Here is a 26,524-nt window from a genome sequence, read left to right as displayed (position 1 = left end):
AGCACCCTGCCGCCGATCCCGGCCTGGTTCAGGCGGACGCGGGGGCCGCCTGCTTCTCCTTGCGACGGGTGTGGCTGCGGCGGCCGTCGATGCCGACCGGCACATCGCCGTTCACAGTGGCGCGGCGCAGGGTGCGGCGCTGCAGGCCGAAGTCCGCCACCGCGCGGTGCTGCGTGGCGCGGTTGTCCCAGAACGCCACGTCGCCCGCCTGCCAGCGCCAGCGCACGACGTTCTCGGGCTTGAGGATCTGGTCCTGCAGCACGTTGAAGAGCGCCTGCGAATCCTTCTGGGTGAGCCCCACGAAGTTCTTCACGAAGTGGCCGAGCAGCAGGTTGCGCTGCCCCGACACCGGGTGGACGCGCACCACCGGATGCTCGGTCTCGTAGACCGTCGAGGCGAACACCTGGCGCTGGAAGGCCTCACGGCTCTGCGCGCCCGCCGGGGCGTCCTTGGTGACGCCGAACTGGGCCGCATAGTCGTAGTCGTTGGTGTGCACCGCCCAGAGCGTGTTGGCCAGCTGGCGCAGCGGCTCGGGCAGGCCCTCGTAAGCGGTCTCGGTGTTCGCCCATAGCGTGTCGCCGCCCGCCTCGGGCACGGTGATCGCGCGCAGGATCGAGCCCTTGGGATAGGCATCGACGAAGGTCACATCGGTGTGCCAGCTCGAGGCGGCGTAGCCTTCCTTGCTGTCGAGCTCGAGCAGGTAGCTCGACCCCTGCGCCACCGGCACCGTCGGATGGGCGACCGGATCACCGAACAGCGCGGCGAACTTCTCGTGCTCGGCATCGTCGAGGTGCTGCTGGCCGCGGAAGAAGATCACCTTGTGCCGCACCAGCGCGGCTTCGATCGCCTGGACGGTCCCGGCGTCGAGATCGCCGGAAAGCTGCACGCCCCGGATCTCGGCGCCGATGCGGCCGGTGATCGGGACGATGTCGAGCGGGGAGGAGCCGTCCTTGGCGTTGGGGTAGCTGTCGATTGCGGTGGCCATGTCGAATATCCTTCAGTTGAGCAGGTACGGGGGATCATCGGCCGCACGCACGGGGCGTGGGCGCAGGGCCTCCTTCGCGAGGAGGGGCAGGTCACGGGGTTGCAGCGAGCCGGCGCGCGGCGCGCGCACCCGTGCCGGAGCGGCGGGAAAGCGGCCTTGCGTGTCCAGCTCGCGCCGGCGCCTGCATGTCAGGGAGCCGGCACCCCGAGGGGATCAGCGGGGTAGGGTGGGGTACGTTGGCATCGTCTCACCTCGTCTTGGAGGGGAACACGAAGCGTGGCGCTGTCGCCTGAGCATCGCGCGCTTTAGCGGTTGGTAACGCGGAGCAAGCTGCTTCCCGATCAAAAGCCGCGGGTCAGGTCGATGATGCGCGGAAGGCCTGACCGTCCGAGTCCGCGTATATGTCTATCTATGCCGTAGAGATTGCAGGGGTCAAGTGAAGCTTTGCTTCTGGCGCGGGTAGCTGGCTTTGTGGAGCACTGCTCGTCCCTCGGAACCCACTGCTCGCCGCCTGCCGTCAAGCGCTCGGTCGAGCCGTTCCTTCAACGAGAGCGAAAAAGGGAAACCAAGGGCTGCGGCATCCGTTGGCGGAGCAAGTGAACACGAACGCCTCCCCCGGGTGGTCACGCGAAGAGGAACGACGAGATGCAGCGCAATCGCCCGATCGGGGTGGCGGCCGGAGTCCTCGCCGGCGGCCTGGGGCTCGCCGCGGTGTACCGGCTGTGGCTTGCCCGGTCCGGCGCGGCGGACCCGCACAAGGTCGGCTATCCTCCGCTCGGCGTTCTTAAGCCGCTCGACGAGGGGCTGTGGATCGTCGACGACACCATGGTTGCCAGCGGCCTTCCGCTGCCCATCCGCATGACGGTGGTCCGGTTGGCAGACGGCGGCCTGCTGCTGCATTCGCCGGTCGCCTCGACCCCCGCGCTCATCGCTGCCGTGCAGACGCTCGGCCCGGTCCGTCACCTCGTCGCGCCCACGACCGCGCACTGGACCCATCTTGCCGAGTGGCAGCGGGCCTGTCCCGAGGCGGTCACCTGGGGTGTCCCCGGCCTTCGCGATCGCCTGCAGGTGCGCCTGTCGGGCTTGCGGATCGACCACGACCTGGAGGAGCACGCACCCGCGCCCTGGCAGGACGCCATCGAGCAGGGCCTGCTGCGCGGTGGGGGCGGCTTCTGCGAGGCGTACCTCTTCCACCGCCCGAGCGGCACGCTCATCCTCTGCGACGCGATCCAGAACCTGGAGCCCGCGAAGCTGCCGCCAGTCACCCGTCTCCTCGCCCGGGTCGCCTCCGGAACGCGCGCCACGACGGCCCGCCACGTGCGCACCGCACTGCGCCTCGGCGGTCCGCAGGTGAAGGCGGCCGCCCGGCGCATGGTCGACCTCCAGCCCCGGCGCGTGCTGTTCGCGCACGGGTTTCCGTTCGAAGCCGATGCCGCGCGCCGCCTGCGCCGCGCGTTCCGGTGGCTGTTGGGGTACGCCTGACGTGGAGAACCGACACCTGCGACGGGTGCGGCACCGATCCCGGCTGCATCCCCTCGTCAACCCCGTCCACGCCGCCTTCTGCAAGGCGGGCGCGCTGCCGTCGCTGTCGACCGCGGCGTTCCAGGCGCTGATGGGGGGCATCGCCGACGTGACCCCCGCCCCGATTGACGCCGCGATACACCGCGCGCTCAGCGAACCCGGCTCGGCCGACAAGGAGTAAGCACAATGGACAGCACCGAAGAGATCAAGCCCCCTCTGCCCGAACAGCAGCAGGACGTCCCCGGCACCACCGCCGAGATGAACCCCCGTCCCGACCATGGGGAGGAGAGCTATCGCGGCTCCGGGAGACTAGAGGGGAAGAAGGCGGTCATCACCGGCGGCGACAGCGGCATCGGCCGCGCCGTCGCCATCGCCTTCGCCCGCGAAGGCGCCGATGTGCTGATTTCCTACCTCAACGAGGACGAGGACGCGCAGGATACCGCCCGCTGGATCGAGCAGGCCGGGCGCAAGGCCGTGCTCGTCCCCGGCGACATCAGCGCGGCGGACCACTGCCGCGCGATCATCGACAAGGCCGTCGACGCGTTCGGGCGGATCGACATCCTCGTCAACAACGCCGCCCACCAGATGACGTTCGAGGCACTGGAGGACATCCCCGACGAGGAGTGGGAGCTGACGTTCCGCACCAACATCCACGCGATGTTCTTCCTGGCGAAAGCCGCGGTTCCGCACATGAAGGGCGGTGCGATCATCAACACCACCTCGGTCAACGCCGACATGCCGAAGCAGACGCTGCTGCCTTACGCGACCACCAAGGGCGCGATCCAGAACTTCACGGGTGGCCTGGCGCAGTTGCTGGCGAGCAAGGACATCCGCGTGAACTGCGTCGCCCCGGGGCCGGTCTGGACGCCGCTCATCCCCTCCACCATGCCGCCCGAGCAGGTGAAGGAATTCGGGCAGAGCTATCCGATCGGTCGTCCCGCCCAGCCCAAGGAGCTGGCGCCCGTCTACGTGATGTTGGCCAGCGACGAGGCCAGCTACGTCTCGGGCGCGACGGTCGCGGTGACCGGCGGCAAGCCGGTGATCTGAGACGCAGACGGCGGAGCGGGCGACATCTCGCCCTGCGGACTGTGATCGGGGCGCCGCTGCCGATCACAGGTCGAGGGCGATACTCGTGAAGATGTACCGGCCGACCTGGTCGTAGATCGTGGTGTCCTTGTAGACCGGATAGATCAGGGGCGGGCGCAGATCCGTCAGATTGCGGATGCCCAGCGTGGCGGTCATGGCCGCGGCCACCTTCCACCTGACGGAGGCATCGGCATAGAGGCGCATGGCCAGCTTGTTGCGATCGAACACTTCGGCCGATTCGGCGCTGATGTCGTAGCGGCTCGCGCCCAGCATCCGCAGGTTCAGCGTCGCACCGAAGCGGCCGCTTTCCAGATCGAGCATCGCGTTGCCTCGCCAGCGCGGATGCTCCCAGTCGCCGGCGTAGGCGACGTCACCGGTGGCGATGCCGGGCGTGCTCTCGACCATGTGGCGCATGAGGTAGGTGCCCTTGACGTCGATGCGGAGCGCGCCGGTTCCGAGCGGCAGGCGATAGGCCAGGCCGATGTCGACGCCGCGGGCGGTCAGCCGTGCGGCATTGACCTGGCTCGTCGATATCGCGGTGACACGGCCGTCGGCGGGGTCGCGGCGAACGAGGCCGCAGAAGAGGTTGTCGGTGGTCGGAAGATCGACGCAGAGGTTCAGGATCGTGGTGTAGTCGAACTGGGTGATGGCGTCGCGGATGTCGATGTTCCACAGGTCCACCGTCAGCTCGGTGCCCGGCACGGAGGCGGGGCGCAGCACCGCGCCCACGGTGAAGCTGTTCGAGGTTTCCGGTGTGAGATCGGGATTGCCCTGGGTGGTGATGACCGGACCGACCTTGATGTCGCCAAGCGGGACGAGGATGCCCAGCGCGCGGCAGTTCGCCGATCGGGTGGCGCTTTGATAATAGTCCGCGGCCTCGCACGGATCGGTGATGGACCCAGCTTGCCGCGAGACCGGGACCTCGTAGAGCTCGCCGAAGTTGGGCACGCGCACGCTGCGCGATCGCATCGCGCGTAGCAGCAGACCCGCCACGGGAGACCACGTCCCACCCAGCTTCCAGGTCCCGGTGCTGCCGACGGAACTATAGCGCGAATACCGGTAGGCGCCTTCCAGGTCGAGGCTCTGCGCCAGCGGCAGGTCGCGCAGCAGCGGGGCTTTCGCCTCGCCGTAGATCTCCCATGCCCGCATCGAGGCGTGGAGATCGGGATGCACGGTGTAGCCCGAGCCGCCATAAGTGTACTCGGACGCCGCCAGCGGGTCGTCGCGCGTGCGCAGCGTCTCCACCCGCCGCTCCGCGCCGAGCACCACCTGCAGCGCGCCATGGGGCAAGTCCAGCACGCGGCCTTCGACATGCGCGCCGGCGATGCCCTGGGTGTTCCGGCGGCTCTCCTTGCGGGTCCCGAGCACGTATGCGGTGAGCGCGGCTGAGGGCGGCGCGCTGCCGAAGATGTCGAGCGGCACGCAGCCGTCCGCGCGCGCCTCCGGGTCACGGCACGCGGGCTGGCCGGTCTGCGGGTCGACGATCACGTCGCGCGCGGCGAGCCAGTGCGAGGCGAACGGGACGTGGGTCGTGCGCACCCGGTCGAGGGTTCGGCCATACTGGAGGAACGCGCTCCAGCGCAGGGTAGGGCTCAAGGTGCCCTCCAGCTGGTGACCGAAGGTCACGCTGCGGCGGCGGTGGATCTCCTGCATGACCGGAAAGTTCCCGTAGGTCCGGTCGATGGCGAGCCGATCCAGTCCGTTCGCGAGCATGAAGTCGCGCAGCCCTTGCGGCAGGAACGGGTTGTCGAGCAGGGCGACCGACCCCCCGGCGCCGTCGAACCAGGTCGCGCGGCTGTCGTCGCGGTGCCGCGGGAAGCTGGCCGTTCCGCGATAGGTCGAGAGGCCGAAGTCCAGGTATCCGCGATAGGCGATATCGTCGCCGAGATCGTAGTCTAGGCGGCCCATGGCGGAAAACGCCTCGATACCGCCGCGCAGCTGGTCGGAATCGCGCAAGTTGCGGCCATCGCCGCCGTCACCGTAGCTGAACTGCCCGGGATAGTAGGTCTGGTCGTAGCGCGCCGGGCGCGGAGTGCCGTTCTCCACGAGGTAGGACTGCCCGTTGAAATAGAAGCTGGGCTGGTAGGCGAAGTAGATCTGGCGGAAGTCCTCGACGGTGATCTGGTCGGGGATGCCGTCGCCCGCGCCGGTGTTCGCGGGATTGGCGATGCTGCGGATGTAGGTGCGGTAACGCTGCGCGTAGGCGAGCGGCGTCACGCGCGCGTAGGTGCCGCCCAGCGCCAGCGAGCCGCGCGACCCGGCGAAGCGCGTGCCGGTCGCGGCGGAGACCGTGCTCTCTCGCGCATCGCCCCGGTCCGAGAGGCCTTGCGTGGCCGAGAGGCTCGCGCCCTGCACATGCTGCCGGGTGATGACGTTGACGGCTCCGGTCACCGCATCCGCGCCATAGATGGCGGTGGCTCCGCCCGTGATGATCTCGATCCGGTCGATCATCGCCGCCGGCACCATCGTCAGGTCCACCGCCGAAGAGCGTGCCGAGCCGGAGACCCGGCGCATCCCGTCGATCAGCGTGAGGCTGCGGTTCGTGCCCAGACCGCGCAACGAGATCGAGGAGACGCCGGCATCCCAGGCCTGCCCGAAGGCATTGTTCAAGCCGATCCCGGCGCCGATCGCCGGCTCGGCCACCAGGGCATCGTAGGCGGAGGTGCGACCGGCACGCGCCGCCTGCTCCATGCGCACGACCCGCACCGGCATGGCCGACCGTCCTTCCTCTCCGGGGATGCGCGTTCCCGTCACCACGATCGGCTCGGACGCCGGCTCCGTGGCCTGAGGGGGAGCCGGCGGCGCGTGGTCCGCGGCCAGCACCGCCACGCTGCCGTCGAACGAGAGCACCCGGACCCCGGTCCCGGCCAGCAGGCGTTGCAGCGCCGGAAGGACGGGAGAGCGCCCGCGCACCGCGCGCGCCACGCGTCCCTTCACCGCCGCGTTGGCGACGAGGATCTGGATCCCAGCCTGGCGGGCGAACAGGCGCAGCGACGTGGCCATGGGCTGCGCGGGAACGTCGAAGCGGACCGCCGGCGCGGGCGGGCGTGCTTGCGCAGGCACGCAGATGCCGGCGAGGACAATACTCGCCACAAGAGGCAGGAAGGATCCGCGAGCGCCGCAAGGCATGGCATGCAGGCTGCTATGCGCAGCTCATTTCTTCCCGATGACGAGCGTCCCTTCGCGCTCGGTCACTTGCGCGCCGGTGAGCGCGGCCGCCGCCCTGGCGAACTCGGCCGGGCGGTCGGGACGGAAGCCGCCGACGATGGTCACCCGCCCGATGGCCCGGTCGGCAACGACGATCCGCGTGGCGTTGACCCGGTTGAAGCGGGCCGCCGCCTCGTCGATGGAGATGTTGTCGAACCAGAACGGCGACGCGCCGGCCGCGGCGGCAACCGGCTTTGCGGGGTCGAGGGTCAGCGCCTGCCCGGCGTGGAGCAGGACCGCCTCGCCCGGCGCGGCCTCGGCCCAGACGCGAACGGTGCCTTCGCTGACGCGCACGGCGGCGCCGGCGCTGCCGACGCGGCGGACCGAGTAGACCGTGCCTGTCGCCTCGGCATAGACCTTGCCCGAGCGCACGATGAAGGGGCGCGTGCGGTCCTTGGCGACGTGGAAGGTCGCCGTGCCCTGCTCCAGCGTGATGCGGCGCGCCGCGCCGTCGATCGCAGCGGAAATCCGGCTGTCCGCGCCCAGCACCACCGAGGATCCGTCGGCGAGCTGTTCCCGGCCGGTCTCCGCCGGCGTTCCCGGCAGTCCCGGTCCGCGGATGAGCACGGCGGCGACGAGGCACGCGGCCACCGCGAGACCCGCCGCCCACGCTGGCTTCGAAAGCCGCGCCCACCGCCTGGCGAAAGGCGCCGTCGCCACATCGTCATCGTTGCTGGCGACCGGGACGGGGTTGGCCACCGCGGCGTCCTGCAGGGCCAGGTAGGCCGCCTGCGCGCGCAGGTAGGCGCCCTGGTGGCGACGGTCGGCCGCCAGCCACGCCTCGAAGTCCGCATCCTGCGCCTGGCTGTCGTCGGCAAGCGCGCGGCGGGCGGCCCAGCGGGCGGCCTGCTCGTCGATGCGCGCCCTGGTCTCAGTTCCCGTCAAGCGATGCGGCCTCCCGGTTGTCGATCGCCGCGTCCTCGTCGGCAAGCATCTTCATCACCCGGCGAATGCCGCGCGTCACGTGGTTTTCCACGCTGTGCTCGCTGATGCCCAGCCGCTCGGCGGTCTCGCGCTGCGAGAGGCCCTGCAGGCGGCGCAGCTCGATCACGCGGCGACACGTCAGCGAGAAGGTGGAGAGGAAACGGTCGATGCGCAGCAGCTCCTGTCTTGCCTCCGCGGAGCGGTCGGCGCGGGGACTTGCATCCTCGACGTCGCAGAGCTCGATTTCCGTCATGGCCTTTGCACCGGCGACCTTGCTGCGGCGGAACGTGTCGGCCGCAATCGAGCGCGCGGTGGCGAAGAAGTAGGCGCGGCCGTTCTCGATGTGCTCGATCGACCCGAGCGCGGCGATGCGGCAGTAGGCTTCCTGCACCACGTCGTCGACGTCGAGCGCGGCGCCCCAACTTCGAGCCAGCCAGCGGCGTACCGCGACCTCGTGCGGCAGGATCTCGGATGCCACCCAGCGGGCGATGGTATCGCGTTGAGCCGTCATTAGGGGTCGCCGCAGGACTCCGGGAAGATGGACCGCGCCGTCCTCTAACCGCGGCACGCGCCGCCGCCCTGCCGTCTTTGCATGACATCTCCATGACAGCAGAAGTGCTGCAACTTTCATCGAAATGTCATCTAAGTGACTTTGAACTATAATTATTTTTCCAGTGACGGAACTTTTCCCGATCCGCCTCTGAGGGACTGACTGCACCCGCAGCAGGAGGTCTTTCGTGTCGCACTACCGTCCCTTGTCGTTCGTCTCCCTGGCCGCGATCACGCTCGCCACCGCGGCTCCGGTCAGCGCCCAGGAGGTCGGCCAGCCCTCCGGCGCGGATGGAGAGGAGATCGTCGTCACCGGTACCGCCCTGCGCAACCAGGAGGCTATCGCTAGCCGCCGCCAGGCGCTCGGCATCGTCGATTCGATCAGCCAGGACGACACCGGGGACCTCGCGGACGAGACACTCGCCGAAGCGCTCGTGCGCCTGCCAGGCGTCAACGACATGCAGACGCTCTATGGTGAGCAGACGGCGAAGTACATGTCGATCCGCGGCATCTCGCCCGACCTCAACTTCGTGTCGTTCGACGGCATCGGCATGTTCTCGGCCTCGAACGACGGTGCCGGCAGCCGCCGCGTCGATCTCGCGCTGATTCCCACGCAAGTCGCGCAGACCACGCAAGTCTTCAAGACCTTCACCGCCGACCTCGACGGCGGCGCCATCGGTGGCTCGACCAACATCATCCCCTACAGCGCGCTCGACGGCCGCGACCAGTGGTACGTCGATGCCCGGCTCGGCTACCGGCCGAGCTCGACCGACGTCTCCACCCGGAACGCGTATGGCGATTACGTCGACACGAAGTTCAACGGCAGCCTCAGGGGTCTCTACGTCAAGCGGTTCGGCGCCGAGGGGCAGTTCGGCGTTGTCGCGAGCGCCGTCTACACGCAGGAATCGTGGACCGCCTCCAAGCCCAACATCAATGCCCGCACGTACCTGACGGCCGCGGGCCGCACGGCCAAGGCGGACCTGTCGGACTGGGATGGCAACGCCGCCATGCCCAACCGCATCCGTACCCTGAACTACACCAAGTTCCGCAAGCTCTACGGCGGCTATCTCGGGCTGGAGTACCGCGCTGCTCCCAACCTGACGCTCTCGGCATCGGTGTTCGACTACAAGCAGGACGAAGACCAGACGCTGAACGACTATCGCGTCGATTCGATCGCCAGCCCGACATACCTCAGCCCCACCGTGGCGCGGATGAAGATCGGCGTGATCCGGCCTTTCGTGAACTACGACCGGTTCGAGACCGAGTTCCGCGGCAGCATCGTCAAGGGCCGGTGGGACGTCGGGCCGGTCACCGCGATCGAGGTGCGGGGCGGCTACGGCCGGAGCAAGTTCCGCAACACCGATCTGGGTGCCGCGTACACCTACAGCCCGCGCAACGACACCGTCGTCGTCGACATGACCGACCCGACCCCGAAGTTCACGTTCGAGAACCCGGCGGACATGACCAACCTGGCGAATTTCACCGCCTATTCCGCGGCCGATAGCTACAACAAGTCCGACTTCGAATCCTGGGAAGGCCGCGCCGACTTCCGGCACAACTACGCTGCCGACAGCCTCGGCCTGGGGTTTGCCGCCGGCTTCGATGCCCGCAACGTCGATGCGCTGCGCGACATGACGACCATCAACTACTCCGGCCTCAAGGGCGGGATCGGCGACGTCGGCTTCGTCCCCGAGGAAACCTCGTTCGGCTTTCCGTACCAGACCGTCTACGTCGACCTCGCCAGGTTCAACGCCGCGGTGAAGCCGTCGCTGACGGTCAATGCCGCGTCCAGCGCCAGCGCCTCCTATGCCAGCGACTACCGCTACCGCGAGACCATCCTCGCGGCCTACGCCAGCGCCATGTTCGCGACCGAACGCACCCGCGTCATCGCCGGCGTGCGGCTGGACGACGTGGACTATCGCGCGCACGTGCCGCAGCGGGTGGGCAGCGTCTATGACGGCACCAACCAGGTCTACGACGGCGATTACCGCTACCTGCTCCCCTCGGTGAACCTAACCCACGACCTGAACGAGGGCCTGCGCCTGCGCGCCGCCTATTCCCGGTCGCTCGGTCGCCCCGCGTTCAGCGACATCGCGCAGGCCGAGCTCGTCAACAACGAGAGCCTGACGATCTCGAAGGGCAACCCCGAGCTCAAGCCGCGCCAGTCGGACAACGTCGATCTCGCGGTCGAGCAGTACTTCAACCAGGGCAACGGCCTGGTTTCGGTCAGCGGGTTCTACAAGAAGATCCAGGACGAGATCTTCGAGCTGCAGGTGCAGGAAACCCGCAACGGCGTGGTCTACGACGTCACCACCCCGCTCAACGCCACCAGCGCCTCGCTCAAGGGCATCGAGTTCCAGATCGTCGACAACGCGATCGCCTGGCTGCCCGATCCCTTCCGCGACAAGCTGGGGGTCTCGTTCAACGTCGCGCGCATGTGGGCGCACATGAGCTACATCTCGGGCGAAGACACGATCGAGCGCGACAACCTGCTGTACCAGCCGGACTGGGTAATCAACGCCAGCGTGTTCTACCGCATCTTCGGCGAGGGCGAAGTGCGCCTCGCCTATCGGTGGGCCGACCGCAACCTCAACACCGTCAACGCGCAGCCTTACGCCGACTACGTCCTCAAGGCGCGCAGCCAGCTGGACGCCTCGGTGCGCCTGCCGATCACGCCCAACCTCATCGTCAAGCTGGAGGGCAACAACCTGCTCGGCGACGACTACGCGATGATGCACGGCTACTATTCCGAGCGCTACACGCTGAGCCAGGACCGCCGCTTCTTCCTCGACATCGTGTTCAAGCACTGAGGGTCGGCATCGTGACCGTCCTCGACCCCCACGGGCTCACCCGCCGCCGCCTGCTGCGCAAGTCCTCGCAGGCGCTGGCCTTCACTGCGGGTGCGACGCTGATGCCGCCGAACGTGCAGAAGCTGCTGGCGCAAGGGCCCCGCCGCGCCGGCTCGATCCGGGACATCAAGCATGTCGTCATGCTGATGCTGGAGAACCGCTCCTTCGACCACTACTTCGGCACCCTGCCGGGCGTGCGCGGCTTCGGCGATCCGAACGCGATGACGCTTTCGACCGGGCGCAGCGTGTTCCACCAGCCCGACGCGCTGCATGCCGACGGCTACATGCTGCCGTTTCACCTCGACACCGCGGACCATGCCGAGCTGATCCCCTCGACCAGCCACGCCTGGGCCACCCAGCACGCCGCGTGGAACGGCGGCCGGATGGACAACTGGCTGCCTGCCCATCGTGCCGCCGACGGCGAGCACGGCCCTTATACGATGGGCTATTTCAAGCGCGAGGACGTGCCTTTCCATCACGCCCTGGCCGATGCCTTCACCATCTGCGACGGCTACCACTGTTCGGTACTCAGCTCGACCCGCCCGAACCGGCTCTACTACCTGAGCGGCACGATCGACCCGGAGGGTCTCGCCGGCGGCCCGCACACCACCCAGAAGACCCCGCCGGAAGGGCTGCGCTGGAAGACCTACGCCGAGCGGCTGGAAGAGGCCGGGGTGAGCTGGAAGGTGTACCAGCACTACGACGAGGGCACCGGCTTCAACGTCCTGCGCCTGTTCAGCCGCTTCATGGACGCCGGGCCAAGCTCACCGCTGCGGCTGAAGGGGATGCCATCCGCCTCGGACGGCGAGTTCGAATGGGACGTCAAGCACGACCGGCTTCCCACCGTGACCTGGCTCTGCCCGACCAAGGAAGCGTCCGAGCACCCGCACGATTCGATCCCCTCGGCCGGCGCCGAGTTCATCGCCGGCAAGCTCGACGCGCTCGCAGCCAATCCGGACGTCTGGGCCAAGACCGCCTTCATCCTGAACTACGACGAGAACGACGGCCTGTTCGACCATGTGCCGCCCCCGGTGGCGCCTGATGGCACCGCGCACGAGTTCGTCGGGGGGGTGCCGATCGGGGCGGGCTTCCGCGTGCCGTGCATCATCGCCTCGCCCTGGACCGCCGGCGGCTGGGTCTGCAGCCAGACTTTCGACCACACGTCGGTGCTGCAGTTCCTCGAGCAGGTGACCGGCGTGCGCGAGCCGAACATCTCGCCCTGGCGCCGCCGCACCTTCGGCGACCTCACGTCCGCCTTCCGCTTCGGCGAAGCGCCCGCCGCGCCGCCTTCGCTGCCGAGCACCGCCGGGCTGTTCCACCGCGGCCGGCATGCCCGCAGCCACCTCGCCGCGCCGCCGGTGCCCGAGGAGCAGCTGCCGCCGGTGCAGGATCCGGGAACCCGTCACCGCGTCGGCTGACGCGGCTCGATCACATACCGCTTTTTTTTCAGGACGGCCGCCAAGCCGCGGCCACTTCGGGGGTAAGTCCATGATGTCTCGTCAATCCATCCTGCTCTGCGGCGCGGCGGCGATCGCTCTCGCCCACGCGGGACCGGCCTTCGCGCAGGAGACCGCCAGCGACAGCGCGAGCACCGCGATGCCCGCGCCGCGCGGGGAGGGCAGCGTCCGCGGACGCGTGCTCAACACCGTGACCAACGAATACGTCCGCAACGCCGAAGTACGGATCGAGGGCTCGAACGCGGTCGTCTATTCGGACGCGGGCGGCACCTTCCGCCTCAACAGCGTGCCCGCCGGCCCCGTCCGCATCGTCGTGCGCTACTCCGGGCTCCAGGAGCAGGCGCTCAGCGCCGAGGTGACGCCGGGCCGCACCACCGAGCTGGACGTCCGCCTCGCGCCCGCAAGCCTGGGCGTGACCGAGGGCGACGATGCCGCCGCGATCGTCGTCAGCGGCATTCGCGATGGCCAGGCCGCCGCGATCATGGAGCGCCGCGCCGCCACCAATGCCAAGACCGTCGTCGCGGCCGACAACTACGGCCTGCTGACGATGGGCGACGTGGGCGAGTTCATGAAGCAGATGCCGGGCATCTCGCTCGACTACACCGAGGTCGACGCCACCGCGGTGCGCATCGGCGGCCTCGATCCCAAGTACTCCACCTTCACCACCGACGGCGCGCGCATGGCGACCGCCACCTCGAACAACAACAACGGCCGCCAGAACTCGTTCGAGCAGATGTCGATCACCGGCATCGAGTCGATCGAGCTCAACAACACGCTGACCGCGCGGATGGACGCCGATGCGCCCGGTGGCACCATCAACCTGCGCAGCAAGTACGCCTTCCAGCGCAAGAGCCGCGCGCTGCACCTGCAGGTGGGCGCCATCGGCACATCGGACTCGGGCTTCTTCAACAGCATCTACCTGCCCGACGACAAGAAGCACGCGACGATCAAGCCCTCGGTCACCTTCGGCTACGGCGACGTCTTCCTCGACGGGCGCCTGGGAGTGGCGATCAGCGCCAGCTACAACGCCAACTACGTCCAGCAGGACCGCATCCAGACCGACTGGTCCTACCTCGCCGACGGCCGGGTGATCCCTTACCAGGTGATGTGGCGCCCCGGTCCCAAGGAGACCAGCCGCACCGCGGCGAACGTGAGCCTGGACTTCAAGGCGAGCGACGAACTCACCCTTTCGCTGCGCGGCAGCTACTCGTTCTACGAGGTGGAGTACTACAACCAGTACACCTACCTGATCTTCGGCACCACGACGCGCTCCTACGCCACGCCGGATTCGACATCCACGCACATCGTGGTCAATCCCAGCGGCACCAACACGCGCCTGCACACGCAGTATTCGCATCGCTACGCCGGGACGCCGGCGATGCTGCTGGCGCCCAAGATCGAGTACAAGGGCGATACCTTCGAGGCGGTGCTGCGCGGCAGCTACTCCACCTCCGAGTTCAACTTCCGCGACAACTCGAAGGGCTTTTTCCAGCGCACCGACAGCTACCTGACGCGCATCGGCTTCACGCTCGACCGGGCGTCGGAGGACTCGAACGCCTGGACGCTCAACCAGACCGCGGGCCGGCCCTGGGGCGATCCCAATAGCTTCAACCGCGACGATGACATCGGCAACAACATCCGCACCGCCGAGTCCGACGCGCGCAACGAGATGTACGGCATCAACCTCGACCTCACAAAGGAGGTCGAGTTCGGCTCGGTGCCCTTCACCTTCTACGCCGGCGGCGGTGCGCGGGTGAACGACTGGAAGACCGACGAGGGCTCCTACGACCAGTTCCAGTACGTCGGCTCCACCGGCGACCTCACCCAGCGCGCACCGGAAGCGGTGATCCCGGCGACGCAGAACTACGATTTCGAGATCATCGGCTTCGATGCCGGCAACCTGAATGCGCAGAACTGGCGCGCCGACAGCAACTACGGCATGTACGACATCTACAAGGCGCATCCGGAATACTTCGTGCCCGACACCGTCGGCAACCTGAAGCGCGACCTCGACAACGACAAGCGGGTGAAAGAGGACATCTACTCCGGCTACGTCGAGGTTCAGGCTCAGGCAGGCCGCGCCAAGTTCGACCTCGGCCTGCGCTACGAGAACACCCGCACCGGGGCGCGGGTCGCCAAGATCCGCCCGGAGGACGAGGTGACGGCCGCAGGGTACAGCCTCAACACTGTTGCGGGCCTGCTCTACCAGTACAACGACGGCGCCAGCCAGACGCGCCGCGGACGCTACGACGACTGGTTCCTGAGTGGCGGCGTGAAGTACGACTTCACCGACAATCTCGTCGGCCAGGTCGCCTTCAGCCAGTCGATCCTGCGCCCCGACTACGGCAACCTCGGCGGCGTGGTCTCGGTCAACGACGACACCCAGGTCGTCACCGTGCCCAATCCGCTCCTGAAGCCCGAACACTCGACCAAGTACTTCGCCAGCCTGCAGTGCTTCCTCGAGCCCTCGGGCATCCTGGGCGTTTCGTACTACCGCCTCGACCTCAAGGACATGCAGGTCACCGGCGTCGAGGTGGATCCGGCCGCGGTCGGCTTCGATCCCGACGAATATGCCGGCTACGTCTTCCGCAGCGCCCAGAACGTCCCGGGCACCAGCACCAACACCGGCGTGATCCTGGAGTACGACCAGCAGCTCACCTTCCTGCCGGGCGCGCTCAAGGGCCTTGGCCTGCGCGGCTCGGTCACCTTCGTCGATCCCGACGGCGAGCGGGTGAACCTGCCCAAGCAGTCCGCCAACTGGGGGCTGCGCTACAGCTATGCCGGCTTTGACCTGCAGCTGACCGGCAACTGGCAGTCCAAGTACCGCGTCAGCGCGCTGAGCAACACGCCGACCACCGCGAACAACGGCGTCCTCTATCACACCGATCGCGCGCTCTGGAACTTCAGCCTGGGCTACAAGATCAACAAGGGCGTCGAGCTGCTCGTCGCGGGGCGCAACATCTTCAACTCGCCCGACATCATCTACTCGAACGTGCGCAGCCGCGTGCGGCAGTACACCGTCTACGGCTCGATGTGGAACGCCAGCATCAAGGCATCCTTCTGACGACTTCGGAGACCTTCCCATGACTTTCACCACGGATCGCCGCGGACTGGTGCTGGGCGCCGGCATGGGCCTCGGCGCGCTGCTGCTGCCCGCCGGCAAGGCGCTGGCGCAAGCACTGCTGGCACCGGGCTTCACCCATAGCGTGGCGAGCGGCGAACCCGGGCCGGACTCGATGCTGCTATGGACCCGCTACGTACCCGCAGCGCAGGCCGAGAGCGTCCGCCTCGACGCGGAAATCGCTCTCGACCCCGACTTCGCGCGCCCGATCGCGGCCGGCAGCGTGCGCACCGGCGCCTGGCGGGACTGGACCGCCAAGGTCACGGTCGACGGGCTGAAGCCGGGCACCGTCTACTGGTATCGCTTCGTCGCACCGGACGGCAGCATGTCCCCCGTCGGCCGCACGAAGACCCTGCCGGTCGGCGACACCAGGCGCTTCGGCCTGGCGGTGTTCTCCTGCTCCAACCTGCCCTACGGCCGCTTCAACGCCTACGCCCATGCGGCGCAGCGCGACGATCTCGACCTTTGGCTCCACGTCGGCGACTACATCTACGAGAACGGCCAGGCGACGGTGAACGCGGCGAGGGCGGTGGCCGATCGCACGCTCGCGCCCGGTCACGAGATCCTGGCGCTTGCGGATTACCGCCTGCGCTATGCCTGCTATCGCGCCGACCCCGACCTCCAGCGCCTTCACCAGCAAGCGCCGATGGTGGCGCTCTGGGACGATCACGAGTCCTCCAACGACAGCTGGGAGGGCGGTGCCGACAATCACCAGCGCGACAAGGAAGGCGACTGGAACGCCCGCCGCGCGGCCGCGATCCAGGTCTATCGCGAATGGATGCCGGTCTCGGACGAACCCTGGAAGGCCTACCCTATCGGCACGCTGGCCACGCTCTATCGCACCGAATCGCGCCTGCTCGCGCGGACCGAGCCGCTCGACGATGCGCTGAAGGCGGCCTTCCAGTCCACCGATCCCGACGCCTTGCGCGCCTTCCGCGACGGACCCTGGCAGGACCGCTCGCTGACCATGCTCGGCACCACGCAGGAAAGCTGGCTGGCCCACGCCTTCCAGGCGAACGCACGCACCACCGCCTGGCAACTGGTCGGCATGGGCACGATCATGGGCCGCACGCTCATGCCCAAGGCCGTGGTCGACTGGCTGAAGCCGGGCACCAAGCCGCAAACGGTGGAACGCTATCGCAACGCCCTGCGCGGCGCGGCGATCGGGCTGCCCTTGTGGATGGACCGCTGGGACGGCTACCCGCAGGGCCGTGCACGCCTGCTGCGCGCCGCACAGGCCGCCGACGCCGACCTCGTCATGCTGGCGGGCGACAGCCACAACGCCTGGGCTTACGGCCTGGTCGAGGACGGCCAGCCGGCGGGGGTCGAGTTCGCCGGCCACTCGGTGACGTCGGGCGGCATCGAGGGTGACCTCGGCGTCGATCCGCGGATCGCCGCCGCCGGCTTCGTCGCGGCCAATCCCGAGCTCAAGTGGGCCGACACCAGCCGCCGCGGCTACATGATGCTCGACGTCACGCCGCAGCGCGTCACCGGGGAGTGGCTGTTCCTGCGCACGGTGCGCGAGCGTGACATCGCGCTTGCGGGCACCCACCGCATGCATGTGGAGCGCGGCCGCCGCGCCTTCGCCGCATGATCGCGGTGAAGCTGCTGCCGCTCCTCGCCCTGGCCGCGATGGCCGCGGCGCCCGCGCAGCCGATCCCCGCATCGCTTCCGCGCAGCCAGCACGCCGGGCCGTTCGCCTCGGGCCACGTGCAGGGGATCGCCGTGGACCGCAAGCGAGGGTACATCTACTATGCGTTCACCAATCTCCTCGCCAAATACGACTTTCACGGCAGGCTGGTGGGCACGCTGGTCGGCTGGAGCGGACACCTCGGCGATCTCGACTTCAACGATGCCGACGGACGCGTCTACGGGTCGCTGGAATACGGCAGGCAGAGCACCTTCTACATCGCCGTGATCGACGGTGAGAAGATCGACCGCATCGGCATCCGCGCGCAGGAAAGCGGCCTTATCCGCATCGTCCCGCTGCCCGAGGTCGCGCGCGACTATGCCGCGCCGGGTCATCGCTACGGCTGCTCTGGGATCGACGGCGTGGCATTCGGCCCCGCCTTCGGCCGCACCGGCGGCAAGCTCTACCTGACGGTGGCTTACGGCATCTATGGCGACACCGCGCGGGCCGACAACGACCACCAGGTCCTGCTCCAGTACGATGCCGCCGACTGGTCCCGCACCGCGCGGCACCTGGATGAGGCGGAACCGCATCGCGACGGCCCGCAGCCGCGCAGCAAGGTCTTCGTGCGCACCGGGAACACCCGCTACGGCGTCCAGAACCTGGCTTACGATCCGAGCCGGCAGCGCTGGCTGATGGGCGTCTACAAGGGCGCGAAGCCGTCGTTCCCGAACTATGGCCTCTACGCGGTCGAAGCGCGCGCCAAGCCATCCCGGGGCGACCTCCTCGGAGTGGCCGCGCCCGGAGGCGGGCGCTGGGAACGCGGCATGCTGCTGCCCCTTGCCCCCGAGGGCCGAGGGGATCCCCGCAGCGGTGTGCGCGGCTGGCACCAGAAGGCAGACGTGGGACTGCAACCCCTGGGAGAGGGCCTGTACCTCCTGGCCGTCAACGAAGGCGGTCCGCAAGCGCAGAGCGCGCGGGTCACCCTGATGCGATGGGCCGAGGGCGCCGACGCGCCGCTGGTCCCCATCACCGGCGCGAAGGAGGCTGCGGGACGCTAGAGTGGCTCGGCAACGGGCAGCGCCTGGGGATCATCGTGAGCGTGGGGCTTCAAACCGGACCGCTCGCGGCGTAGACGAGGCGACACGTCGATCCGGCGCACCGGCGCAGGGACGACGTCTGGCCCCGCATCACGAGGACCGTCCCATGCCGACCAGCGCGCAGACCGTTCCCGTTCCCGCTCCCGTTCCCGCTCCCGCACCCACTCCCATGGACAACCCGCCCGGCATGCGCTGGATTCCGGCGGGCACCTTCACCATGGGATCGGAGCGGTTCTACCCCGAGGAGGCGCCTTTGCGCCGCGTTTCGGTGGACGGCTTCTGGATCGATGCGACGCCGGTGACCAACCGCCAGTTCGCCGCTTTCGTCGAGGCGACCGGCTACGTGACGATGGCGCAAGTGGCGCCCGACCCCAAGGACTATCCCGGCCTTGCTGCGGAGATGGCGCGCGCGGGATCGCTGGTCTTCCACAAGACGGCCGCCCCGGTGGACACCGGCAATCCGGCCAACTGGTGGCGCTTCGACCATGGTGCCGACTGGCGCCACCCGCTCGGGCCGGACAGCGATGTCGACACGCTGGACCTGTGGGACCATCCGGTGGTGCATGTCGCCTTTGGCGATGCGCTCGCCTACGCCGAATGGGCAGGCAAGGACCTGCCCACCGAAGCCGAGTTCGAATATGCCGCCAAGGGCGGGCTGGAGGACCGCGACTATGCCTGGGGCGACGAACTGGCGCCGGGCGGGGCGATGCTCGCCAACTACTGGCAGGGCCTGTTCCCCTTCGCCAACCAGATGCTCGACGGGTGGGAGCGGACCTCGCCGGTCGGCACGTACCCGGCGAACGGCTACGGTCTGTTCGACATGATCGGCAACACCTGGGAGTGGACCCGCGACTGGTGGAGCGACAAGCCAGAGGTCGCCAGGAAGAAGTCCGGCTCGTGCTGCGCGCTGAGCAATCCGCGCGGCGCCCGGCTCAAGGACAGCTTCGATCCGGCCCAGCCGCAAGTGCGCATCGGCCGCAAGGTGCTCAAGGGCGGGTCGCATCTGTGCGCCGCGAACTACTGCCAGCGCTACCGCCCCGCGGCGCGCCATCCCGAAATGATCGACACCTCGACCTCGCACATCGGGTTTCGCTGCGTGCGGCGCTAGCGCGGGCCGGGGCCGGGCAGGCCAAGCCCTGGAAATCTCGGAGAAATCGTGCGGAAAGCATGGTCCGCAAACAGGCGGCTGTCCCCGGCATTTTGCCGGGCGGCATCCCGAACAGCTTGACGGGAGCGGGGAGAAATTGGAACATATAGCGAACAGATGAGTCGATTCCCTGCCGATGTCCCACGCCCCCGCCTTGACCGAACCCAACCGTGCGCATGTGCTCGATACCCTTCGCGAAGCGGTAGCGACCACGGCGGGCAGCGCGGTGGCTGCGCTTGCGTTCGGCATCGATGACGTGGACCGGCGGCTGGGCGCCAACGGGATGGACGGCGCCGGCCTGCACGAAATCACGGCCGCGTCGCCCACGCTGGGAGACGATGCCGCCGCGACCTTGTTCGTCGCGGGTCTGGCAGCCCGGTTTGCGGCTGCCGCCGGCGCCCATGTCGCCTGGGCGCTCACCCGCTTCGATCTCTACGCCCCGGGCCTCGAGCAGGCCGGCCTGCCGGCGGCCAAGCTGCTCTACCTCCAGGGCCAGAACGACACCATGGCCCTGGCGCTCGCCGAGGATTCGCTGCGCGAGGGCAGCTTTGCCGCCGTCGTCACCGAGGTGAAGTCCGCGGACCGGACCGCGACCCGGCGCCTGCAGCTGGCCGCAGCCGATGGCCGCACGCCGATGCTGCTGCTCCGCCGCTGGGCCAGGAGCAGGCGCGATCCCCTCGAAAGCCCGTCCGCGGCGATGACCCGCTGGCGCATCGGCTGCGCGCCTTCCGCCCGCTTGCCGGCGCCGGGAGTCGGGCGCGCCTGCTGGTCGGTCGAACTGGTGCGGCAGCGCAACGGCCATCCCTTCTCTCTTGTGCTCGAGGCATGCGATGACACGGGTCGCCTCGCTCTACCTGCCGCACCTCGCCATCGAGCGGCTGCGGCGGGCGGAGCGGCCAGCCAGGCCGCTTGAACCTCGCGCGCCTGCAGCGCCGCTCGCTTCGCCTATTGACGATGATCCCGGCGCCTGCTCCGTCCCCCGCGGCGGAGGCTGGCGTCCCGGCGCGCGCTGGGCTCGCGATGGCAACCTGACCAAGGCGCAGGTCCTCGACCAGATGGCGCAGTTGCCGGCCCATCAGCGGCCACCGATGCGGATGCTCGGGCGCCGTTCGGAAGCGGTCGAGCATCCCTTCAAGGCGATGCCACCCGACGAAGGCACGCGCGGCGGCGCAGCGGCGATGCCCGCCCCCGGGTTCCGGCACGATCGGCCGACGGTGCTGATCGAGCGGGTCGGCCAGCGCGACCTGATCCGCTCCGCCTGCCCGGTCGCGCTTTCGCTCGGCCTGGTGCCGGGGATGGTCGCCGCCCACGCCCGCGCGCTCGTCGCCGACCTCGACCTACGCGATGCCGATCCGGCCGACGACCAGGCCTGGCTCGATCGGCTCGCGCTGCACGGCGTCGCCCACTGGACGCCGACGGCGAGCGTGTCCGGCAGCGATGGCCTGTGGCTCGATCTTTCGGGGACGACCCACCTTTTCGGCGGAGAAGAGCGCTTTTGCGCCCGGCTGCTGCGCTTCCTCCAGCGGCTGGGCTTCACCGCCCGCATCGCCATTGCCGGCACGCCGGGCGCGGCGCATGCCCTGGCGCGCTACGGCGGCAGGGACATCCGCGTGCTCGATCCCGGCGGCGAAGCGGCGGCGCTGGCCGCGTTGCCGGTGGCCGCGCTCCGGCTCGAGGCGGCGGCACTGACGGCGGCGGCGCGCTTCGGCCTGGAACGGGTGGCGGACCTCATCCGGCTGCCGCGCGGGCCTCTGGCGAAGCGGCTCGGCCGCGAGGCCGTCACCCGGCTCGACCAGGCGCTCGGCCATGCCGCAGAGCCGATCAAGCCGGTGGTGCCGTTCGAGGCGCCGGAGGTCACGCGGCGGCTGCTCGAGCCGATCGGGACCGCGGAGAGCATCACCCAGGTGATCAGCGATCTCGTCGACGACCTGATCGGCGTCCTGCAGCAGCGGGGCCTCGGCGTGCGCACCGTGCTGCTGCGGGCGGAGAGGGTGGATGGGGACGTCCAGCGGATCGGGATCGGCGCGTCCCGGGCGACGCGCGATGCGCGGCATCTCAAGCGCATGTTCGCGCTCAAGCTCGACCGCATCGAGCCGGGGCTCGGGATCGAGGCGATGCACCTCCTGGTGCCGCACAGCGAACCGCTGGGGGCGAGCAGCGCCGGTTCCCTCGTGGCTTGCGAAGGGGCGGCGAAGGATCTTGCACCGGCGATCGACCAGCTTGTCGGCCGCGCGGGCGAGGCTGCCGTGTTCCGCGTCGCGCCGAGCGAAAGCGACGTGCCGGAGCGGGCCGTGCGCCGGGTGGGCCCGCTGGAAGACCCCGGCCGCTGGCCGCGCTGGACGCGCCCGGTCCGCATGTTGCGTCGCCCGGAGCCGCTGACGCATGTCGTGGCGCTGCTCCCCGACCATGCGCCGCGGCGCTTCACCTGGCGAGGGCACGCCTATCGCGTCGCGGCCGGCGACGGGCCGGAACGGGTGCATGGCGAATGGTGGCGCACCGATGCCGAACTGTGGGCGGTGCGCGACTACTTCCGCGTCGAGGTCGAGAGCGGCGAGCGCTTTTGGCTGTTCCGGCGCGGTGACGGCGTGGCGCCCGAGACCGGCGATCTCAGCTGGTACATCCACGGGATGTTCGGCTGATGGCGACCTACGTCGAACTCCAGGTGACGAGCCACTTCTCGTTCCTGCGCGGCGCCAGTTCGCCGGAGGAGCTGTTCGCGGGGGCGGCGATGCAGGGCCACGCGGCGCTCGGGCTTGCCGACCGGGGCAGCGTCGCGGGCGTCGTGCGCGGGTGGGATGGCCAGAAGGCCACCGGCGTGCGCATGATCCCCGGGGCCCGGGTCCAGGCGGTCGAAGGCCATGAGATCCTGCTCTACCCGCAGGACCGCGCCGCCTGGAGCCGGCTGACACGGCTGCTGTCCATCGGCAAGACCCGCGGCGGCAAGGGGTCGTGCATCCTCGACTGGGCCGACATCGCCCGGCATGCCGAAGGGCTGGTGGGCATCCTGCTGCCCGACCTCCCGGACGAGACGGCCGCGCGCCAGCTCGCCGACCTGGCGGCGGCCTTCGCCGGCCGGGCGTTTTGCGCGCTGTCGTTCCGGCGCCGGCCCGACGATGCGATCCGGCTCCATCGGCTTGCCGCACTGTCCGCCCGCCACCGCGTGCGCGCGGTCGCGACCGGGGACGTGCTCTATCACGATCCGCAGATGCGGCCGCTGCAGGACGTGGTGACCGCGATCCGCGAGAAGACGACGGTGGACGCGCTCGGCTATCGGCGCGAACGCTTCATGGACCGCCACCTCCAGCCGCCGGCGGAGATGGAGCGGCGCTTCAGCGCGTTCCCCGACGCGATCCAGGCCAGCGCGGACATCGCGCGCGCCTGCCGCTTCGACCTGGGCGAGATCCAGTACCAGTACCCCTACGAGCAGGTGATCGCCGGTCGCACCGCGCAGCAGGCGCTGGCGGAGATGACCGAGCGCGCGGCTCTGGCGAAGTTTCCGGCCGGAGTGCCGCAGCGCTATCGCGACCAGATCGACCATGAGCTCACGCTGATCGCGCAGCTCGGCTACGCGCCTTACTTCCTGACGGTCAACGCGATCGTCGCCGAGAGCCGCCGCCGCGGCATCCTGTGCCAGGGCCGCGGCTCGGCCGCCAACAGCTGCGTGTGCTACCTGCTGGGCATCACCTCGATCGACCCCATCCAGCATGAGCTGCTGTTCGAGCGCTTCGTGTCGGGCGAGCGCAAGGAGCCGCCCGACATCGACGTCGATTTCGAGCATGAACGGCGCGAGGAGATCATCCAGTGGATCTACGAGACTTACGGGCGTGACCGGTCGGCGCTGACCGCCGTCGTCACCCGCTACCGCACCCGCGGCGCCGTGGCCGAAGTGGGCAAGGCGCTCGGCCTGCCGCGCGATCTCACCAAGATGCTGACCGGCCTGGTCTGGGGCTGGTCGATGGACGGGATCAGCGACGCGCAGATCGAGAGCCTCAACCTCAATGCCCAGGACCACCGGCTCAAGCTGACGCTGCGCCTGGCGCGCCAGCTGATCGGCACCCCGCGGCACCTGTCGCAGCACCCCGGCGGCTTCGTGCTGACGCAGGACCGGCTCGACGACCTGGTGCCGATCGAGCCCGCCAGGATGGAAGACCGGCAGATCATCGAATGGGACAAGGACGATATCGATGCCCTCAAGTTCATGAAGGTCGACGTCCTCGGCCTGGGCATGCTCGGCTGCATGAACCGCGCCTTCACCCTGCTGGAGCAGGAAAAGGGCATCAAGATCGGCATGGCCGACCTGCAGGACGACGATCCCGAGGTCTACAGGATGATCCAGCGCGCCGACACCCTGGGCGTGTTCCAGATCGAGAGCCGGGCGCAGATGTCGATGCTCCCGCGCATGAAGCCCAAGGAGTTCTACGACCTGGTGATCGAAGTGGCGATCGTGCGGCCCGGTCCGATCCAGGGCGACATGGTCCATCCCTATCTCCGGCGGCGCGAGGGCAAGGAGACGCCCGAATACCCCAAGGCCGAGCTGCGCGCGGTGCTGGAAAAGACGCTGGGCGTGCCGCTGTTCCAGGAGCAGGCGATGAAGGTCGCCATCGTCGGCGCCGGCTTCACGGCCGTGGAAGCGGATCAGCTGCGTCGTGCCATGGCGACCTTCAAGCTGACGGGGGGCGTCAGCCATTTCTACGAGAAGCTGGTGGGCGGCATGATCGCCCGCGGCTACCCGAAGGATTTCGCCGAGCGCACCTTCAAGCAGATCGAGGGCTTCGGCAGCTACGGCTTCCCCGAAAGCCACGCCGCCAGCTTCGCCAAGATCGCCTATGCCAGCTGCTGGGTGAAGCATCATCATCCCGACGTGTTCTGCGCCGCGCTGCTGAACGCGCAGCCCATGGGCTTCTACGCCCCCGCGCAGATCGTGCAGGACGCCCGCAGGCACGGCGTCGAGGTGCGGCCCGTCGCGATCAACCACAGCCACTGGGACTGCACCCTGGAGCAGACCGAGGGCCGCTTCATGGCCGTCCGCCTGGGCTTGCGGCAGGTGCGCGGCCTGGCCAACATCCATGGCGCCCAGATCGCGGTGGCGCGCGGCGAGGCGCCTTATGCCAGCGTGGAGGAGGTATGGCGGCGCGCCGGCGTGCCCCGCGCCGCGATCGAGCGCCTGGCGGAAGCCGACGCCTTCCACGGCATCGCGCAAGACCGGCGGCAGGGGCTGTGGAAGGTGAAGGGCCTTGGCGAGGCCCCGCTGCCGCTGTTCGCGGCCGCCGATGCGCGCGAACGCGGCTTCTCGCCCGAAGGCCGCGAGCCCGAGGTGTCCCTCGCGCCGCTGACGGCCGGGCGTGAGGTCGTGGAAGACTATCGCTCGCTGCAGTTGTCCTTGCGCGGCCATCCGGTGCAGTTCCTGCGCGCGGAGCTCGACGCCATGCGGATCGTCCGATGCGCCGATCTCGCCACCATCCGCGACGGACGCAATGTCGAGGTGGCCGGCGTCATCCTCGTCCGCCAGCGCCCCGGCTCGGCCAATGGCGTGCTGTTCATCACGATCGAGGACGAGACGGGAATCGCCAACGGCATCCTCTGGCCCAACACGTTCGAGATCTACCGCCGCCAGGTGATGTCCGCATCGATGATCGCGATGCGCGGGCGCCTGCAAAAGGAAGGGGAGATCATCCACCTCATCTGCGACCGCATCACCGACCACGACGCCATGCTGCGTTCGATCGGACGCACCCCCTTCGCTGTGGCCCCGGGGCGAGGGGACGGGGCCAGCCACGGCGGCGGCCCCGACCCGCGCGATCCCTCCTTGCCACGCGGCCGCACCCTGGCGTCCCCGCCCTTCGGCACCGCCGCCGAACGGGACGAGATCCTCCCCATCCGCAGCCACGACTTTCACTGACGTGATGCGCCAGCGGCAGGGCCGATCCGCCGGAGCAGGCCCCGCTGCTCAGCACCCCCGCGTCAGTCGAGCGTGATCCCCATCGCCTCCATCTCGCGCTCCGCCCAGAACAGGCGGCCGGTGTACTCCCACGGATTCTCGCAGGAGGCGAAGTAGACGAGCATGCGCGAGGGCACGGTCATCGGCACTGCGACGCTGTCATCAAGGCCGCGCTCCTTGACCCGGATCGCCACCAGCTCGGTCGCCACCAGCCCCGGGTGCATGCCGATCACGGCGATGTTGCGGGTGAAGAATTCCGGCGCCATGCAATTTCCGAACCGGTCGAGCGCCCGCTTGCTGGCATAGTAGCCAGGAACGGCGAGGCTGAAGCCACCCACGGCTCCCAGCTTCGGCAGCTCCTCCGGACGACGGAACACCTCACCACTGCCGGTGGAGAGATTGATGATCCGCCCCCCGCCGCGGGCCTCCATGATGGGAACCACGAGCTGGGTCAGCGTGAAGGGCGCATGGACATTGACCGCGAACTGGTAAAGCCATTCCTCCCGCGTCAGGTCGAGAAACGACTTGCCCCAGATGTCCCCGGTAGTCGCCGCGGCGTTGTTGATCAGGATGTCGACCCCGCCGAAGCGGCCAACCGCCGCATCGATCAGGTTCTCCAGATCCTCCACCTTCGCGAGGTCGGTCGCCACCGCGATCGCCTGGCCGCCAAGATCCTCGATCTGCCGGAGCGTCTCGCCGATCGTGCCCGGCACCTCGGGATCGGCCTCGACGGTACGCGCGGCCAGAACCACGTGCGCGCCGCGCCGGGCGAAGTCGATGGCCGCCTGCTTGCCCACGCCCCGGCTGCCACCCGTGATGACGACGACCTTGCCCGTCAGGCCAAGCTCCCGTTGCCGGACCATGGCCTCCTCCGACGTGCCCACGGGTCCGCTTGCACTGGAAGCGAAAGCGAGGTTTTCGGCGACATTGCTCATACTTCCACTCCCTATTGTTCCAATAGTGGAACACCACTTGCTTCATATGGAAGATTGTGGCACGAAACGAGTCCT

Annotated in this window: 17 protein-coding genes; 12 read left to right on the top strand and 5 right to left on the bottom strand. The window is 69.0% G+C overall.

The features are described 5' to 3' along the window. Positions 1-28: 28 nt before the first annotated feature. Complete coding sequence (locus tag ACFFJC_RS16020) at positions 29-985, bottom strand: TauD/TfdA dioxygenase family protein (RefSeq protein ID WP_379488487.1); 957 nt, start codon at positions 983-985, stop codon at positions 29-31. 645 nt (positions 986-1,630) lie between these two features. Here ACFFJC_RS16020 and ACFFJC_RS16015 point away from each other — a divergent pair. Genes ACFFJC_RS16015 through ACFFJC_RS16005 form a run of 3 tightly spaced genes read left to right on the top strand, consistent with a single transcriptional unit; the run spans position 1,631 to position 3,553 of the window. Then, entirely contained in the window at positions 1,631-2,467 is an 837-nt protein-coding gene (locus tag ACFFJC_RS16015; RefSeq protein ID WP_379488486.1) for a DUF4336 domain-containing protein, read from the top strand. Position 2,468: 1 nt separating this feature from the next. Next, positions 2,469-2,687 carry a hypothetical protein gene (locus ACFFJC_RS16010; protein ID WP_379488485.1) on the top strand — a complete coding sequence of 73 codons (219 nt, stop codon included), beginning with the start codon at positions 2,469-2,471 and terminating at the stop codon, positions 2,685-2,687. A gap of 5 nt (positions 2,688-2,692) precedes the next feature. Further along, on the top strand, positions 2,693-3,553 hold the full coding sequence (locus ACFFJC_RS16005; protein WP_379488484.1) for an SDR family oxidoreductase: 861 nt from the start codon (positions 2,693-2,695) through the stop codon (positions 3,551-3,553). 63 nt (positions 3,554-3,616) lie between these two features. Here ACFFJC_RS16005 and ACFFJC_RS16000 read toward each other — a convergent pair whose 3' ends face one another. The 3 genes from ACFFJC_RS16000 to ACFFJC_RS15990 are packed head-to-tail and all read right to left on the bottom strand — an operon-like array spanning position 3,617 to position 8,234. Beyond that, a complete protein-coding gene (locus tag ACFFJC_RS16000) occupies positions 3,617-6,685 on the bottom strand; it encodes a TonB-dependent receptor domain-containing protein (RefSeq protein ID WP_379488483.1) in 3,069 nt (1,022 codons plus the stop codon). Positions 6,686-6,745: 60 nt separating this feature from the next. Beyond that, the gene (locus ACFFJC_RS15995) at positions 6,746-7,684 is read right to left on the bottom strand and encodes a FecR family protein (protein WP_379488482.1); all 939 of its coding nucleotides are present in this window, start codon (positions 7,682-7,684) and stop codon (positions 6,746-6,748) included. After that, positions 7,671-8,234, bottom strand: a complete 564-nt coding sequence (locus ACFFJC_RS15990; protein WP_379488481.1) for an RNA polymerase sigma factor — start codon at positions 8,232-8,234, stop codon at positions 7,671-7,673. Before ACFFJC_RS15990 ends, ACFFJC_RS15995 begins: the two co-directional genes overlap by 14 nt. 226 nt (positions 8,235-8,460) lie before the next feature. Here ACFFJC_RS15990 and ACFFJC_RS15985 point away from each other — a divergent pair, with 226 nt between their 5' ends. The 9 genes from ACFFJC_RS15985 to ACFFJC_RS15945 all read left to right on the top strand — a co-directional run bounded on the left by ACFFJC_RS15985 (position 8,461) and on the right by ACFFJC_RS15945 (position 25,475). Continuing rightward, positions 8,461-11,082 carry a TonB-dependent receptor gene (locus ACFFJC_RS15985; protein WP_379488480.1) on the top strand — a complete coding sequence of 874 codons (2,622 nt, stop codon included), beginning with the start codon at positions 8,461-8,463 and terminating at the stop codon, positions 11,080-11,082. Between the two features lie 11 nt (positions 11,083-11,093). Then, positions 11,094-12,539, top strand: coding sequence for an alkaline phosphatase family protein (locus ACFFJC_RS15980; RefSeq protein ID WP_379488479.1), 1,446 nt, complete (start codon positions 11,094-11,096; stop codon positions 12,537-12,539). Between the two features lie 73 nt (positions 12,540-12,612). Further along, a complete protein-coding gene (locus tag ACFFJC_RS15975) occupies positions 12,613-15,642 on the top strand; it encodes a TonB-dependent receptor domain-containing protein (protein ID WP_379488478.1) in 3,030 nt (1,009 codons plus the stop codon). A gap of 19 nt (positions 15,643-15,661) precedes the next feature. After that, positions 15,662-17,293, top strand: coding sequence for an alkaline phosphatase D family protein (locus ACFFJC_RS15970; protein WP_379488477.1), 1,632 nt, complete (start codon positions 15,662-15,664; stop codon positions 17,291-17,293). Continuing rightward, positions 17,290-18,390 carry a hypothetical protein gene (locus ACFFJC_RS15965; RefSeq protein ID WP_379488476.1) on the top strand — a complete coding sequence of 367 codons (1,101 nt, stop codon included), beginning with the start codon at positions 17,290-17,292 and terminating at the stop codon, positions 18,388-18,390. Before ACFFJC_RS15970 ends, ACFFJC_RS15965 begins: the two co-directional genes overlap by 4 nt. Positions 18,391-18,598: 208 nt before the next feature. Next, positions 18,599-19,537 carry a formylglycine-generating enzyme family protein gene (locus ACFFJC_RS15960; protein ID WP_512700640.1) on the top strand — a complete coding sequence of 313 codons (939 nt, stop codon included), beginning with the start codon at positions 18,599-18,601 and terminating at the stop codon, positions 19,535-19,537. Positions 19,538-19,754: 217 nt separating this feature from the next. Continuing rightward, positions 19,755-20,489, top strand: a complete 735-nt coding sequence (locus tag ACFFJC_RS15955; RefSeq protein ID WP_379488475.1) for an ImuA family protein — start codon at positions 19,755-19,757, stop codon at positions 20,487-20,489. After that, positions 20,407-22,215 carry a DUF6504 family protein gene (locus tag ACFFJC_RS15950; RefSeq protein ID WP_379488474.1) on the top strand — a complete coding sequence of 603 codons (1,809 nt, stop codon included), beginning with the start codon at positions 20,407-20,409 and terminating at the stop codon, positions 22,213-22,215. Before ACFFJC_RS15955 ends, ACFFJC_RS15950 begins: the two co-directional genes overlap by 83 nt. Then, the gene (locus ACFFJC_RS15945; RefSeq protein WP_379488473.1) at positions 22,215-25,475 is read left to right on the top strand and encodes an error-prone DNA polymerase; all 3,261 of its coding nucleotides are present in this window, start codon (positions 22,215-22,217) and stop codon (positions 25,473-25,475) included. Before ACFFJC_RS15950 ends, ACFFJC_RS15945 begins: the two co-directional genes overlap by 1 nt. A 62-nt stretch (positions 25,476-25,537) precedes the next feature. On the opposite strand, the gene ACFFJC_RS15940 is transcribed toward ACFFJC_RS15945, so the two are convergent. Beyond that, a complete protein-coding gene (locus ACFFJC_RS15940; RefSeq protein ID WP_379488472.1) occupies positions 25,538-26,449 on the bottom strand; it encodes an SDR family NAD(P)-dependent oxidoreductase in 912 nt (303 codons plus the stop codon). Positions 26,450-26,524 lie beyond the last annotated feature (75 nt).

Origin of the sequence: Novosphingobium soli, assembly GCF_042432915.1 — a bacterium.
Classification (GTDB): domain Bacteria; phylum Pseudomonadota; class Alphaproteobacteria; order Sphingomonadales; family Sphingomonadaceae; genus Novosphingobium; species Novosphingobium soli.
Note: the sequence above shows the minus strand (reverse complement) of the source record. Positions and strands in the feature narration are given on the sequence as shown.